This window comes from Chryseobacterium taichungense (genome assembly GCF_900109935.1).
Taxonomy (GTDB): Bacteria; Bacteroidota; Bacteroidia; order Flavobacteriales; family Weeksellaceae; genus Chryseobacterium; species Chryseobacterium taichungense.
In genome coordinates this window covers 21,552-36,971 of sequence record NZ_FOBV01000002.1, presented here as the reverse complement: position 1 = coordinate 36,971, position 15,420 = coordinate 21,552, and the positions used below count along the sequence as shown (strand labels likewise).

Annotated in this window: 14 protein-coding genes; 9 read left to right on the top strand and 5 right to left on the bottom strand. The window is 37.2% G+C overall.

Going from position 1 to position 15,420, the window contains the following annotated elements:
- Positions 1-21 precede the first annotated feature (21 nt).
- Entirely contained in the window at positions 22-1,143 is a 1,122-nt protein-coding gene (locus tag BMW64_RS03960; protein WP_089998586.1) for an HlyD family secretion protein, read from the top strand.
- A gap of 81 nt (positions 1,144-1,224) precedes the next feature.
- The gene (locus BMW64_RS03955) at positions 1,225-2,817 is read left to right on the top strand and encodes an MFS transporter (RefSeq protein WP_089998584.1); all 1,593 of its coding nucleotides are present in this window, start codon (positions 1,225-1,227) and stop codon (positions 2,815-2,817) included.
- A gap of 1,713 nt (positions 2,818-4,530) precedes the next feature.
- Here BMW64_RS03955 and BMW64_RS03930 read toward each other — a convergent pair.
- Complete coding sequence (locus BMW64_RS03930; protein ID WP_089998576.1) at positions 4,531-4,932, bottom strand: DUF6261 family protein; 402 nt, start codon at positions 4,930-4,932, stop codon at positions 4,531-4,533.
- A 413-nt stretch (positions 4,933-5,345) separates the two neighbouring features.
- Here BMW64_RS03930 and BMW64_RS03925 point away from each other — a divergent pair, with 413 nt between their 5' ends.
- The 3 genes from BMW64_RS03925 to lgt all read left to right on the top strand — a co-directional run bounded on the left by BMW64_RS03925 (position 5,346) and on the right by lgt (position 8,321).
- Positions 5,346-6,506, top strand: a complete 1,161-nt coding sequence (locus BMW64_RS03925) for a hypothetical protein (RefSeq protein WP_089998573.1) — start codon at positions 5,346-5,348, stop codon at positions 6,504-6,506.
- A 266-nt stretch (positions 6,507-6,772) separates the two neighbouring features.
- Positions 6,773-7,024, top strand: coding sequence for a membrane protein insertion efficiency factor YidD (gene yidD / locus BMW64_RS03920; RefSeq protein WP_089998572.1), 252 nt, complete (start codon positions 6,773-6,775; stop codon positions 7,022-7,024).
- Between the two features lie 430 nt (positions 7,025-7,454).
- A complete protein-coding gene (gene lgt, locus BMW64_RS03915) occupies positions 7,455-8,321 on the top strand; it encodes a prolipoprotein diacylglyceryl transferase (protein WP_228400865.1) in 867 nt (288 codons plus the stop codon).
- 367 nt (positions 8,322-8,688) lie between these two features.
- Here the strand turns inward: lgt and BMW64_RS03910 are convergent, their stop codons facing one another.
- Positions 8,689-10,203: an NAD(P)H-hydrate dehydratase gene (locus BMW64_RS03910; RefSeq protein ID WP_089998571.1), complete on the bottom strand. Its 1,515-nt coding sequence runs from the start codon at positions 10,201-10,203 to the stop codon at positions 8,689-8,691.
- A 204-nt stretch (positions 10,204-10,407) separates the two neighbouring features.
- On the opposite strand from BMW64_RS03910, the gene mscL reads away from it, so the two are divergent.
- Positions 10,408-10,797, top strand: coding sequence for a large conductance mechanosensitive channel protein MscL (gene mscL, locus BMW64_RS03905; protein WP_089998569.1), 390 nt, complete (start codon positions 10,408-10,410; stop codon positions 10,795-10,797).
- Positions 10,798-10,849: 52 nt separating this feature from the next.
- Here the strand turns inward: mscL and BMW64_RS03900 are convergent, their stop codons facing one another.
- Both BMW64_RS03900 and BMW64_RS03895 read right to left on the bottom strand, forming a co-directional pair.
- Positions 10,850-11,809, bottom strand: coding sequence for a D-2-hydroxyacid dehydrogenase (locus tag BMW64_RS03900; RefSeq protein ID WP_089999252.1), 960 nt, complete (start codon positions 11,807-11,809; stop codon positions 10,850-10,852).
- An 82-nt stretch (positions 11,810-11,891) separates the two neighbouring features.
- Entirely contained in the window at positions 11,892-12,299 is a 408-nt protein-coding gene (locus BMW64_RS03895) for an LNS2 domain-containing protein (protein WP_089998567.1), read from the bottom strand.
- Positions 12,300-12,554: 255 nt separating this feature from the next.
- Between BMW64_RS03895 and idi the strand changes: the two genes are divergently transcribed.
- From idi to gcvT, 3 genes are read left to right on the top strand one after another with little or no spacing between them, the layout of a single operon-like run.
- Positions 12,555-13,070: an isopentenyl-diphosphate Delta-isomerase gene (idi, locus tag BMW64_RS03890; protein ID WP_089998565.1), complete on the top strand. Its 516-nt coding sequence runs from the start codon at positions 12,555-12,557 to the stop codon at positions 13,068-13,070.
- Entirely contained in the window at positions 13,067-13,543 is a 477-nt protein-coding gene (locus BMW64_RS03885; protein WP_089998562.1) for a hypothetical protein, read from the top strand. Before idi ends, BMW64_RS03885 begins: the two co-directional genes overlap by 4 nt.
- Positions 13,544-13,558: 15 nt before the next feature.
- Positions 13,559-14,635, top strand: coding sequence for a glycine cleavage system aminomethyltransferase GcvT (gene gcvT, locus BMW64_RS03880; protein WP_089998560.1), 1,077 nt, complete (start codon positions 13,559-13,561; stop codon positions 14,633-14,635).
- A 374-nt stretch (positions 14,636-15,009) separates the two neighbouring features.
- On the opposite strand, the gene BMW64_RS03875 is transcribed toward gcvT, so the two are convergent.
- On the bottom strand, positions 15,010-15,363 hold the full coding sequence (locus BMW64_RS03875; protein ID WP_089998557.1) for an arsenate reductase family protein: 354 nt from the start codon (positions 15,361-15,363) through the stop codon (positions 15,010-15,012).
- Positions 15,364-15,420 lie beyond the last annotated feature (57 nt).

Sequence of the window (15,420 nt, the reverse complement as noted above, 5' to 3'; positions counted from 1 at the left end):
TTTTAAAAGGTGAATAAAACAATGGAAAACAAGGAACAAAATATACAGAATACATCTTCTGCCCAGGTACAATCCAGTACAGAAGCAAAAAAGAAACAAAATAAAAAGAACAGAATAAGAGCCATCATATCCAATATCATCGTCTTTGTAGTGATCGGTTTCGGACTGTTCTGGCTGGTGCGCGAATATTTTCATGTAGGAGATAAAACATATACAGAAGCAGCACAGGTGGAGGAATTCATTAATCCTATCAACACAAGGGTTTCAGCTTATATCAAAGAAATAAAATTCATAGAACATCAAAAGGTAAAAAAAGGAGACACCCTGGTGATCCTTGATGACCGTGAGATTCTTACCCAATTGGGGCAGGCAGAAGCAGCTTATCAGAATGCTCTTGCACAGAGAACGGCTACAAGTTCTTCCGTAAATACAGTTTCCAATAATATCAGTGTGATGGAATCCAATATTGCCGGAGCTAAAGCAAGACTCTGGAATGCTGAACAGAATCTCAACCGTTACAAAAACCTGTTGGCTTCGGAAGCAGTGACCAGACAACAATACGATCAGGTAAAAACTGAGTATGATGCACAGAAAGCTGCCTATGAAACTTTAGTTAACCAGAAACAGTCTGCAAATCTTTCTACCACAGAGGTGAAAAGCAAATTGGGAATCAATGATGCGGAGATTAAAAGAACAAAAGCTGCTTTGGATATGGCAAAGATCAATATTTCCTATACCGTGATTACGGCGCCCTATGACGGAGTAATGGGACGCAGAACGATCTCTGAAGGTCAGCTGATACAGCCGGGGCAGCAGGTAGCGACGATTGTATTAAACGGACAAAAATGGGTAACTGCCAATTTCCTTGAAAGCCAGATGCCTGATATCAAGATCGGTGAAAAGCTGATGATGACCGTAGATGCACTGCGCGGACAAAAATTTGAAGGTGTTGTAACGGCTATTTCTGCCGCGACAGGCTCAAGATATTCCAGTGTTCCGACGGATAACTCTACCGGGAACTTTATCAAAGTTCAGCAGAGAATTCCGGTAAGAATAGAGTTTACCGAATCCAATAAGAAAGCGGATCTCAATAAGCTGAGCGCAGGAATGAATGTGAATGTGAGAATTAATGGTGAGAAGTGAAATGTGAAAAGTGAATTATGAAAAGGAAAACATTTTACCTTCGAACTTCCAGCCTCAACCTTCAACCTCTAACCTAAATCTATGTACAACAAAGGACTATACAACGACTGGGTTCCCAAGCCTCTACAGCTATTTCTTATTGTGTTGCTGCTCGCGGTAGTGATGCCGCTGGGTGGGGTGTACACGGGAAACATCAGCTATCTTGTCAGTGGTACCGGGGCAATGACCGAATATTTTATGTGGGCCAATTATGCCACTACCATCGGAATGGGCGCCTGTATGCCCATCGTGCTCAGAATGAAAATGAGATTTAAGGTCCGTGATAAATTGGTGGTTTTGCTGGTGCTTTTGGGATTATTAAGCTACCTGAATTCCACGACGTATGATCCTATGATCTTTGTGTTCAGCTCATTGGTTATCGGGTTTTTAAAGATGATGGTGACTATTGAGCTTTTTCTTCCGCTGATGGCGATGATTGGTAACCGAGGAATGTTTTATGGGGCATTTTATACTTTTGTTCTCGTCCTTAATCAGATCGTTGCTTATTATGCGGTGGATATTTCCATCCGTTACAACTGGCAGCACTTTTACATCATGGCGGCAGTAGGATGTTTCATTCTGGCTCTTCTGCACTGGATTTTTATGCATGATAAGTATTTTGCCTTAAAGGTTCCGTTGCATTATATAGACTGGCTCAGTGTCTTACTTTTTATGTCTACCTTTATGTTTTCGGCATATGTATTTTCATTTGGAAAACAACAGGATTGGCTTAATTCAGATAAGATCATCAACGCCACAATAGCAGCTCTTGTAAGCTTTGCACTGCTTGCGATACGTCAGCTGACTTTAAAAAGGCCATATTTATCCTTTAAGATATTTACTAAAAATAATGTACAACACGGGCTGTTCATGCTTCTGTGTCTGGGGATGTTTTTGGGGACAACTTCTATTCAGAATACTTTTGCTGTAGGTGTTTTAGGATATGATCAGCTAACGAATGCTGGGCTTAATCTCTTAATGATTCCCGGATTAATACTGGCAGGTGTGACAGCCATCTTTTGGTTTAAAAAAGAAATTCCATTAAAAATGTACATCTTTTCAGGATTTTCAGCGATGCTGGGGTACGCCATCGTCATGTATTTCTCCATGGTGCTGGAATTCAGCTATAATTACTGGTACCTACCGATGTTTCTGAAAGGATACGGAATGGGAGCGCTCTTCATTTCAGTATGGTTTTATACCCTTGACAAATTGGAAATGGATGAAATGCTTGCAGCCATCGGCCTTGTGCTGGTATGGAGGACATTTCTCGCGGTAGGTGTTTTTTCGGCTCTCTATTCATGGTTTCAGTACCGTTTTCAGGTAGTAGCCGTTGGGGATCTGGCAGTGTATTTAGACGGAATGACGGTGACTCCGCAGAATGTTGCGGCCAACATGAAGCTCATTCAGCTGAACGCCATTATTATCGCTTCAAAAAAAATATTCGGATATATTATTCTGGCTGGTATCGGTATTCTGATCTATGTTTTTACCCATCATTTCGGAAAAGAACGTTTCGAATATGTACGATTTATAAGAATGCTCACCGGGAAATCGGTGATTGCAAGAAGAAGACTCCGTGAGAGGAAGAAACTTCTGGAAGAAATAAAAGACGCAGCTGGTCCTGCGATATAAAGATACCTTGTTTTTCATTTACTTAGTCAAAGCTTCATTTTATGTATATAGAATGGAGCTTTGCATTTTTACGAGATCGTCTTTAAAAAAGGTTTTTTGTAATTTGCTACTGTTTGTCAATGTGGTGTTGACCGTACTGTTGTGGATGCGATGACCGAACGGTCAAAGGAGTGTTGACCGCCCGGTCAAGGGTATGTTGACCGCCTGATGCATGAGGGGTTGGCAAGTCGAGATGAACTGACCGTACAGAGCAAGATGATTGTGTCGAGGCTAGCACGATGCTTGTGACGTACCTTGCATGATGCTTGCAAGCTACCTTGCATGGTGCTTGTGACGTTCGATGTAATCATCTTGCAAAAAAGAGGATGGTTTAAGAGTTTTAGGATATGAGTGTGGGAGTGTTTTAGATGAGTACTGTCCTGGTGGCTTCTAGTAACCTCAGCCATCAGGATTTATATCATTAGGAGTTACTATCATTTGCTGAGCAAAGCGCCTTTGCGCTCGAAAAAAATATGCATAAAATGATAAGACTTTTGCGAACATAGCGTTAATAACTGCAAGAGATTCTTCACTTCGCTTTGCTACGTTCAGAATGACAAACGTGAGATGAAGGTTGAAGGGTTTTAGGGTTTGAGAGTGAGAGTGTCTCAGATTGGTAGTGCCCTGGTGGCTTCTAGTAACCTCAGTCATCAGGATTTATATCATTAGGAGTTACTATCATTTGCTGAGCAAAGCGCCTTTGCGCTCGAAAAAAATATGCATACAGTAATGTTCTTGCGGCCATAGCGTTAATAACTTCAAGAGATTCTTCATTTCGCTTTGCTACATTCAGAATGACAAACGTGAGATGAAGGTTGAAGGGTTTTAGGGTTTGAGAGTGAGAGTGTCTCAGATTGGTAGTGCCCTGGTGGCTTCTAGTAACCTCAGTCATCAGGATTTATATCATTAGGAGTTGCTATCATTTGCCGAGCAAAGCGCCTTTGCGCTCGAAAAAAATATGCATACAGTAATGTTCTTGCGGCCATAGCGTTAATAACTTCAAGAGATTCTTCATTTCGCTTTGCTATATTCAGAATGACAAACGTGAGATGAAGGTTGAAGGGTTTTAGGATTTGAGAGTGAGAGTGTCTCAGATTGGTAGTGTCCTGGTAGCTTCTAGTAACCTCAGCCATCAGGATTTATATCATTAGGAGTTGCTATCATTTGCCGAGCAAAGCGCCTTTGCGCTCGAAAGAATATGCATAAAACGATAAGACTTTCGCGAACATAGCGTTAAGCTTGTTTAAACTAATTGCAGAATTAACCACAAAAACAAAAGATAATCTTAACGCAATGATTAGAATAATCAAAGTTTTCAAAAGAATAAAAATCGAAGATTTTTTAAGACTATTGTGCCCTTTTTTCATTTGTCGTCATCAACTTTAGATAAAATTGAGCTTATCTTTTGTGACTTTTGACTCCGTCGAACATTCGGTTTGTGGTCATATAAAAAGCTTAAATAGACTTCATATATACATATTCTGATTTGAAGAAAAAATGGATCGAGAATGAAATTTATCCTCAAAACCAACTTCTCAATACGATTTTTTCAAAATCTAATCGAAGTGACGAAATGAATCAATGCACAACGTGTTATTAATATTTTATTACTTTAAAGGAGACTTTTGATCACTCTCTGAAGTGGTCGTATCCTTTCGTTTCACCAGCAATACATTATAGCGCATTGAACTGATTGATCACTGTGGAATAACGCGACAGCGGTGTTTCCGTCAGCAGATGAAGCGCATTGATACGGTCGCGTAATGCATAATAAGCGGCATTGGTTTCTTCCCTTTTCGATTTAATCGGATCCGGATTCGCATCATCATATTCCTGGGTGCGGAAAAGAAATTTTGCATTGAACTGACCTTTGGCATCTTTGAGCTCATTTACCCAATCTGATAAATCAAAAAAGGCAATGGCATACACCAGTTCCGGCTTATTTTCCCAGTCACGGATCAGGTTGTTGAGGGTGGCAGTTTCTGCCTGGTAATTGAGTCTTGGGATACCGCTGCCATACAATGTAATATATAAAGCAATTTGAAATGAATAAAGCCAATTATATCGGGCAACCATTTTCTAAACTTTTGAACGATATGAACCAAATACAACCTAAACGGTTTGGAGTCTACCTATTAGAAGTAATAAAAATATTATTAAAAATACCAGTTTTAATTTTTGTGAAAAAGCATTTTCTTTTTATAATGCGATTACATTATCTATTGAATGGCAAACTAATATTCCTATCAGTCAAACAGATACTTTAGGCGTACCACATCATTTCTTTTTTACCAACGCTGAGAAAACTTTTTATGGAAACAAAATAGTAAAAGATATCAGAGTATACAGGAGATGAAAATAATGTTAAGAATATTCTTAGTTTTGTGCCTCATAGTAGAATATTACAAAACTTATGGACAAAAAGATACCATAGGAAAGAAGAAATAGAATTAAACAAGCCTCTTCGAAGGCTTTTAAAATAACAAAATATGAAACAAACTTTATTTATTTTATTGTTTCTCTCTGTTTATGGTAACGCTCAAATTATAAAAGATACGGTTTTGGGCAAGCCAAAGTTCGTAAAAGAATACGTAGTTTTTCTAAATGATTCCGGTCCGTTTACTTTTATGAAAGGTGACAATGAGTATGGTCATGCTACTATTATGAGACCTGATAATTTAAGGAAAAGGATGTCGGGATCTTGGTTTGAGTCAGATTTTTGCAGATATATTAATAATGAAACTTATTATGATAAAAACCATAATATTACAAAAGAAACATGGTACTACAAATCGGGAGAAATTGTAGATGATTATGATTATACTTATGATAAGTTAAACAGATTGATAACCAAGAAATCTAAAAACAGCTATTCAGAGCATATATCCCGTTATTTTTATGAAAAAGATAGCAAAACTTTTACGTTTAAAGAATATTATTCCAAATGGAAAGATGAACCTATGAAGAAATATGTAGGTAAATATGAAAACTTCCAGCCTATGCTGACTACAAAATTTGACACTATCACCAAAACCGACAGTATTTTCATCATAACAAATGATATTTGGAAAAAAGTTGGAGAACGTTCTTATACTGAAAGCAAAGATTCTATTTATCATAAAAAATTGTATCAGATAAAAATTTATGACAATCAGTATAAAGTAATTGAAGAAAAATTTTTTGATTATAAAAGCGACTACCAAAACAAATTGGTTTCCGAGAAAAGCCACCTTAAATATGAGTATGACAAACTGGGAAATATAATAAAACAAACCGTTTTTACAAATGGGAAAATATCTTCATTTATTATATATGATAATGGTAAAATGGTAAAAGAAGAAAATATCTATGATGAGGGTACTATCTTCTCTAAAATTTATGACTATACTAAAGATCAAAAAAGGTTGAAACGGAATACATTTTATAAGAATAATAAAATATGGCATGACATTAATTTTGAGTATGGCGGTAATTATATAACCAAACTTTACTATTTGGATAAATTCGGACGTGAAGAAGAAGATATTAAACCGACAGTAGTTACCTTCAGATACACGTTCGACAAGCATAAAAACTGGACACAGATTATCAAAAACATAGATGGAAAAGACCTGTATAAATGGGTCAGAGAAATTAAATATTATGAGTGAAATCTGTTTCAAGATTGAGGCAGCAAACAACAACCAATCTGGAAAGGAAATTCTATTTTGATTTCGATCAATAAAATAACAGGCAAGATCACTGGAAAATTCCGGTGATTTTTTTATGTCAACAATTATTATTTCTGTTGAATCAACTGTATAAAACAACAAATCGACCAACCCTGGAAAATCTCCGACAAACACTCTTTCGCACTGCCGAAAGTTCTGACATATTTAAACCAATTTCCAATTTTTTAGCCTATTTTTGCAATGTTTTGAAAGTCACAGCCAATAAAATAATCACTTTTCCTCTGGTAATTCTTATCCGGTTTTACCAATGGTTTATTTCACCGCTGCTCCCTAAAAACTGCAGGTATGAACCGACATGCTCGCATTATATGGTAAAAGCGTTGCAGGTACACGGACCAGTTAAAGGGTTCTGGCTGGGCATAAAAAGAATTTCAAGATGTCATCCCTGGGGAGGAAGCGGCTATGATCCTGTTCCACTAAAAAAAAGTAAAATTTAGATTAAAACAAACTACTAAAAAAATAGAAATGAGTAATATTTTTTTCAGAATGTATCTCGTCATTTTTGCGCTGATCACCCAATGTTTATTTGCGCAGAATTATCCGGACGGAATGTCGGAAGGAACTTTAAAAATCAACTCCACCAGCGTACCTGTAAAAATATACAGCACGACTGAATTAGGCGACCTTAATGTATTTCCTGACAGAAAAGTAGACGGGAATGTACTGATTATTCTGAACGAATCGAATTTCGAGCCCGCATTCTTTAGTTTCGGTGCTATGACCCTGGATAAGCTGAAGCAGGCAAAATACCAGCTCCTGGATAAAAATTTCAGACTGATAGAGTCTCCTGCAACCAAGGAAAACATCGAAACCTTTAAATACGCGGTAAAATCCAACAAGCCTATCGCTTCCGCAGATCAGGTAAGCCTGGAGACCCCTTTTAAAATCTGGGATCCTTCAAAAGGAATTGTGCTTGGTCCAATTACCCTACACTTTTACAGCTTAATGTTCATTTTCGCATTCGGATTCGGTTATGTTTTAATGACAAAAATATTTAAGATTGATAATGTTAACCAAAAATATCTTGAACCTTTATTTACATGGACATTGGTGGGAACAATTCTCGGAGCACGTCTGGGACATGTTATTTTCTATCAGCCGGAATTGTTTAAAGAAGATTTTTGGAGTGTATTCTTGCCAATCAGCACCAAAAACGGATTTCACTTTACGGGTTTTTCCGGATTGGCAAGTCACGGGGCAACCATCGCTTTGATCTTTACCACTCTTTATTACTCATTTAAAATCATTAAGAAAAATCCTTTCTGGGTATATGACAGACTGGGAATCGTCGTTGCTTTGGGTGGTGCTTTTGTAAGAATGGGTAACTTCTTCAACTCTGAAATTATCGGAAAGCCGGCAGATCCCAACTCTCCTTTTGCTTTACTTTTCCCGCAACAAAGCAGTGAGTACGGAGTAACTGTTCCCCGTTATCCTTCACAACTGTTCGAAGCGTTCGGATATGTATGTCTGTTTGTCCTTTTGTGGATATTATACAGAAAAACCGACAAGAAATACCAGCAGGGATGGCTATTTGGTCTGTTTTTCATCATTCTTTGGGCCATCAGATTCTTTGTAGAATTCCTGAAAGAGCCTCAGGGTGACGAATTCATCCAGTTTGGAGGATTAAACACAGGACAGGTGCTATCGATTCCTTTTATGATTGCCGGTGTTGTGATCATGATTATTTCTAAGAAGTTTAAAATTACGCAGGCCGAAAACGAAAAACCTGAATAATTTAAAAAATATATTTACGGAAAAGCCGTTAAAAAAAGCAAGTCTATTCAGGCTTGCTTTTTATATTAACCTGAGTTCAGGATAATTTATATACCACGCAAAGCTAAACAAAAGTATTAATCACATGGTTTTTAAAAATTTATGATATACAAAGGCGTAAAACTTATCAAAGTAATACAAAATTCTTGTGTTACTCTTATAAACGAAGTGGCATTGTTTAACTTAAAAGCATTTCAAAAATTAAACATTTCTTTGTTTCTCTTTGCGATAAAATAATTTTATTTTGAAAAATCAATTATTTAAAATATCTCTTATCCTGATCTCAGGTTATATCACATCTATTTTCTGTCCGTCTATTCTACTCGTCTTATAAAACCTTCTGAACCTTCGCATTCAACTCCGCAAAAACATTCCCGAATTCAGCAATGACGTCGGTAGGCAGCATCGATTCTTTAGAATACTTTTCGGAAGCAAACTCGGCAGCCTTTCCGTGGAACCATACGCCAAGCAGAGCAGCTTCTTCTTCAGAATATTGCTGAGCCAGTAATGAGGTGATAATGCCTGTCAGAATATCTCCGCTACCACCTTTTGCAAGTCCGGAATTGCCGGTAATATTATAGAACACCTTTCCTTCCGGTGTGATAACCTGCGTATGATGATCTTTTAATACAATATAAATCTGAAGTTCATGCGCTTTATTTTTGGCCAACAAAGTTCTTTCAAAAGAATTCTCAGTTTTCCCAAACAGCCTTTCAAATTCTTTCGGATGCGGCGTAATGATGGAATTTTGCGGAATTAAAAGAAGATGATCAGGATTCTCAGCAATTATATTTAATGCGTCCGCATCCAGAATTAAAGGCTTTGAGTAATTTTTCAGGAATTTTAAAAGGCTTTCTGATGTCTTTTTGTGAGTTCCCAAACCGGGACCTATTCCGCATACCGATGTTTCATCAAACTCGAAATTGTCGATATAGTCGATTCCACCTTCCATAAACATGGCCTCCGGATCAGAGGTCTGCAAAATTTCATATCCGCATTTGGGAGCGAGCACAAAAGTAAGACCTGCACCAGTCCTAAGCGCTGACCTCGCAGAAAGTACCGCAGCCCCCATTTTGCCATAACTTCCACCGGCAATAGTAATCTTTCCATACGTCCCTTTATGTGAAAATTCGTTTCTGACCCTGAAAATATTTTTAATCAGTTCTTCATCGATGACAAAATCCTGAGCTTCTGTCTCGTCAATATAATCCTGACTTAAATTAATATCTAAAATCTGAACTTTTCCGGCAAATTTTCCGGTTTCGGTATGAAGAAAACATTTTTTCCAGAATTGAAAGCTGAGGGTATAATCAGCCGCTAAAACGGTAGCAGCAGAATCTGACATACCATCTGCCAATAGTCCAGAAGGGAGATCAATGGAAATTTTTATATTGTTTTTTTGGTTTAAAAATTCAACAAGATCCTTCATTTGATTCTCTAAGTTTCTGGAAAGCCCGGTTCCAAATAGCGCATCGATAATGACCGTTCTGCTGTCAAACCGGTAGTTCATTGCTTCTTTGAATTCTCTTACCGTTATCCCTGATATTTCTCTGATATGTTTAAAATTTTCCAGGGCATCCGGAGAGAATTTTGATTTTGAATTGGTAAATATATCGATATCAAAACCCTTCTGATACAGCATTCTCGCTATTGCAAAGCCATCACCACCATTGTTTCCGCTTCCGCAGAATATGGCGAAGTTTCTGTGATGATTACAGTTTTCGGAAATCCAGTCTACGCAGGCTTCTGCCGCCCGTTCCATTAGCTGGATCGAAGAAATCGGTTCATTTTTTATGGTATATTGATCACAATTACGAATCTGCTCTGCTGTGAAAATCTTCATTGAAATATTATTTATGATGTCTTAAGAGCAATTTACGAAAAAGTAAATTTAAAAGTAATACGCCAAGAGATTTATCATAATATATCAGGATAAAATTTATACCTAATCGGTACCTATTCATTAAGAATATTATTTAAGTATCAATATTTACACATTTTTTTGTAACTTAATTCCCTGTTTCCAGATAAACTTAAAAAATATAATATGGGATTTGTAAAAGAATTTAAAGAATTTGCATTCAAAGGGAATGTTCTCGACCTTGCTGTCGGTGTGATTATTGGTGCTGCTTTCAGTGCTATTGTAAAATCATTCGTGGATGATATCATCACTCCTCTCCTGCTGAATCCTGCGTTGGAAAAGGCTAATGTAAAGAACATTGCAGAACTTTCATGGGGAGGTGTAAAGTACGGTAATTTTTTATCTTCCGTGATCAGCTTCCTTATTGTAGCTTTTGTATTATTCCTTCTGATTAAAGGGGTTAACAGCCTCAATAAAAAACCGAAAGAAGAAGCTCCTGCAGCACCCGTACTTACTGAAGACCAAAAACTGCTGATGGAAATCAGAGATTTGCTAAAAGCTAAAAACAACGTATAAAACAAAAGCACTTCATCCCGAAGTGCTTTATCTATTTTTCTGTTACATTCAATTACTGAATCTGTAGAATACTTGAGATCTGTTCTGCCAGAGAAAGCCCGATTCTGTCCTGAGCTTCCAGTGTAGAGGCACCGGTATGTGGTGTCATAGAGATCTTTGGATGATTCAGAATTTCTTTAGAAGGTGTCGGTTCATTGATAAATACATCAAGCCCTGCAAACTTAACTTTTCCTGAATCCAATGCTTCAATTAAAGCCGTTTCATCAATTACGCCACCTCTTGAACAGTTCACGATGGCTACGCCGTCTTTCATCATCTCAAATTCATTTTTCCCGATCATATATCCGTCTTTCTGAGCCGGTACGTGAAGCGTTATGAAATCGGAATGCTGAAGGACATCCTGAAGTGGTTCTGTTTCAATATCAACATTGATAAACTGTTTATTGTAAAAGGTTACTTTAATACTTGCCTTCCCTACATTACTGTCCGCTGCAACGACTCTCATTCCAAGACCTAAAGCGATCTTAGCAACTTCCTGCCCGATTCTACCCATCCCTACAATACCGATGGTTTTTCCTTTTAGTTCGATACCTGCGGCATATGCTTTTTTAAGTGTAGCAAATTCAGTATCACCTACTACAGGCATTTTTCTATTGGAATCCTGCAGGAATCTTGCTCCTGAAAACAGGTGGGCAAAAACCAGTTCAGCTACAGATTCTGATGAAGCCGACGGCGTATTGATCACATGAATTCCTTTTTCTCTTGCATAATCAACGTCGATGTTATCCATTCCTACACCGCCACGCCCGATGATTTCCAGAGACGGACAGTTGTCGATAATATCTTTTCTTACCTGTGTTGCACTGCGCACCAACAGAGTACGGATCTTATGTTCATTAATATAATCCATCAAAAACTCCTGCGGAACTTTTGTGGTAATTACTTCAAAACCTTTCTCAGTCAATGCATCAATACCAGATTGATCCAAGCCGTCGTTTGCTAAAACTTTCATAAAATTTTTTGTCATTATATTAAAGATTAAACGACAGAATAAGGTTAGGTAAAATTAATCGTTTAATCCGTTTATTAAATTTTTATTCTTCCTCTTTGAAAACTTCAATCGTTACCTGCTTTTCAACAAGATCTGTAAATTTCCCTTTGTATCTTGTTGCTCTTACCAGATGATTATCGATCCAGTGATAATTGCCGCCTCTGGGCTTTCCGCAAAGTACGCTGTGATATTTGAAACCATGCTTGTCGAGCCAGTCGATGGTAATCTGCTTAAGGTTTTCTGTTCTTGATGTGAAAAAACAGATCTGATGTCCTTCATCATACCATTTGTTGATGGTTTCCAGTGCATCAGGAAAAGGCTCGCAGGTAACCATTCTCTCAGGTTCTTCGTTCGGAACATCTTCTGTAATGGTTCCGTCAATATCAATCAGGTAGTTTTTTACGCCATCTTTCAGGATAGGGCTAATGTGCTCTTTGTACTCTAATTCCATCATAAAAATTTGAATGGCAAAGTTACGGCTTTTACATCAATAAGTCCTGCTAAACTTAGCAAATGTGAATTTTTTAAACCACATTTGAATATTTGATTAATAATTTTAATAAAAACGGTTATTTTTTGTAATTAAAGTTAAAAATATTCTTTTGGCGAATAATAAAATTCTGACAACATATTTTGTTATATCTAAAAATCATGATGTTTAACCAAAAATTTCCAAAATACATTTATTAGACTTACATTTGTAAAAATGGAAGAATACGTAGTTTTAGTCAATCCTGAAGATCAGATCACCGGCACGATGGAAAAGCAGCAGGCACACGTCAACGGCCTTTTGCACAGAGCTTTTTCAGTATTTCTGTTCAACAGCAAAGGCGAGATGCTTTTGCAGAAAAGAGCTTCAGGAAAATACCACTCTCCATTAAAATGGACCAATGCAGTATGTTCTCACCCCAGAATTGAGGAAACTTATCTTGAAGGCGCAAGACGCCGCGTAAAAGAAGAACTCGGAATTGAAGCCGATCTTTCGGAAAAATTCAGTTTCATTTATAAAGCTGATGTCGGCAACGGCCTTTGGGAGCACGAACTGGATCACGTTTTCGTAGGGATTTTCGAAGACGAATTTTATCTGAATAAAGAAGAAGTGGAAGAAGTACGCTACATCACTCTTGAAGATCTTGATCAGGAAATGTCGGAACATCCGGAGAATTTTACAGAATGGTTCAAGATTATTCTTGAAGAATATAAACACCATTTCAATTCATGAAAAAGATAATTCTTACGTTTCTGCTGTTTTTAGGATCACTGTTTTATGCCCAATCTGTTCCCACAGAGACTTATGAGAGTGAAAATTACTCCATCAGCCATCCCGCCGGCTGGAAAGTTACGAATAATGATGATATAATCAATATCTTTCCTCCTAATCAAATAGGGGCCATCACTATTTCAGAATATCACGATCTGAAGCTTCCGAAAGCGGAAACCAAAAAATTCATTCTTGCGCTTTACAAATCTGCGGACGAGGAAAAAAAAGTCACCTCTAAAAGCGGTAAAAAAGGATACACAGAATATTTTTACGAATATCTTGATGAAAAAGAAAAGCTAATATGGCTTACGAAAGTATTTCAGAAAGATAAAAACCTCTACCTGGTATCTGTAAATTGCAGCCAGAAATACTGGAACGGCAATTATATGAAAATTTTCAACGAAGCTTTTGACAGTTTTAAAATAAAGAAATAGAAATAAAAATTAAATATGAAGAAGACAGCATTGTACGACAAGCACGTGTCTTTGGGTGCTAAAATCGTACCTTTTGCAGGTTTTGAAATGCCTGTACAATATTCCGGAGTTACGGAAGAACATTTTGCCGTAAGAGAAAAGGCAGGTCTGTTTGATGTTTCCCACATGGGACAATTTTTCATTGAAGGACCTGGTTCCAAAGAACTTTTACAGTACGTTACGACAAACAACGTAGACGCTTTGGAAAACGGAAAAGCTCAGTATTCATGCCTTCCTAATGAAAATGGAGGAATTGTGGATGACCTGATCGTTTACAAAATGGAGGACGACAAATATTTCGTAGTAGTCAATGCTTCAAACATCGATAAAGACTGGGATCACATCTCTAAATACAATACTTTCGGAGCAAACATGACAAATGCTTCAGACGATATGTCATTATTGGCTGTTCAGGGTCCGAAAGCAACTGAAATTCTTCAGAAACTAACAGAAACCAACCTTTCAGAAATTCCTTATTATCACTTTACTGTTGGATCTGTAGCAGGCGTGAATGATGTAATCATCTCCAACACAGGATATACCGGAAGCGGCGGATTTGAAATTTATTTTAAAAACGAAGATGCCGTAACTCTTTGGGATGCCATTATCGAAGCAGGTACCGAAGAAGGAATTATCCCTTGCGGACTGGCTGCCAGAGATACGTTACGTCTTGAAAAAGGTTTCTGCCTTTACGGAAACGATATCGATGATACCACTTCTCCGATAGAAGCAGGCTTAGGGTGGATTACGAAATTTGATAAAGATTTTATTTCTAAAGAAGTTTTTGCGAAACAAAAAGAAGAAGGGGTAACCAGAAAATTAGTTGGTTTCGAGCTTACTGACAAAGGTGTTCCGAGACACGACTACCCTGTTGTAGACGCAGAAGGAAACGTGATCGGAAAAGTAACTTCAGGAACACAGTCTCCAATGAAAAAAGTCGGTTTGGGTCTTGCTTATGTCGACAAATCTCATTTTAAATTAGGTTCTGAGATTTTCATCCAGGTAAGAAATAAGAATATTCCTGCCAAAGTGGTGAAAGCACCATTTGTGTAATCTCGTAATATCACTTCGTCAAAGTCTACATTTTTGACAAAGTTTAAAATACTGTAAAACCTGCTTTGTCGCAGGTTTTATTTTTTTAGGAGCTTGATCCGGCTATCCACTATATCTTTATTTTTGGCGGGAGCTTCGCTCCCGCCAAAAATAAAGGATGCCGTTCCTATCCGGGCTAGAATTATTAGTCAATCAAATTGTATTCTCTCAATCAATCCGGAGTATTTTGAAAAGTTATTGATTGCGAAATATTTGTTTGAGACTTTCATCAAAGTTGTTCGATAAGCAATTGACAAAAAAACCTCACAGGTTTTAAAAACCTGTGAGGTTTGAGACTATTCAAAACATATTTTAAATTTGAATTCTTTACAAAGCTACTTCACTCCAAAAAATGTCTGTAAAGCCTCAATATTTTTCTTATCATTTCCCACAAAAATCTGATCTTCTGTAAGAAAAACCGGACGTTTAAGAAAAGTATAATGATCCAATAATAATCCTTTATAATCATTTTCTGTTAAAGATTTTATATCAAGTCCTCTTAATTTAATCTGTGTCGATTTTTTGCTGAATAATGCTTCGTAAGATTTTGTATGATTGTACATTTCCTGCAACTCTTCCTCCGTCAGTGGCTGTTTTCTTATTTCATGCATTTCCCAGTCTGTAAGATCAAACTGTGCCAAAATTTTTCTACAGGTATCGCATGTATTTAAATGAAATACTTTTTTCATAAAGATGATAATTTATATTAGGATAAAAACTAAGTTTTTCGCCTTCAAAAGTAAGAT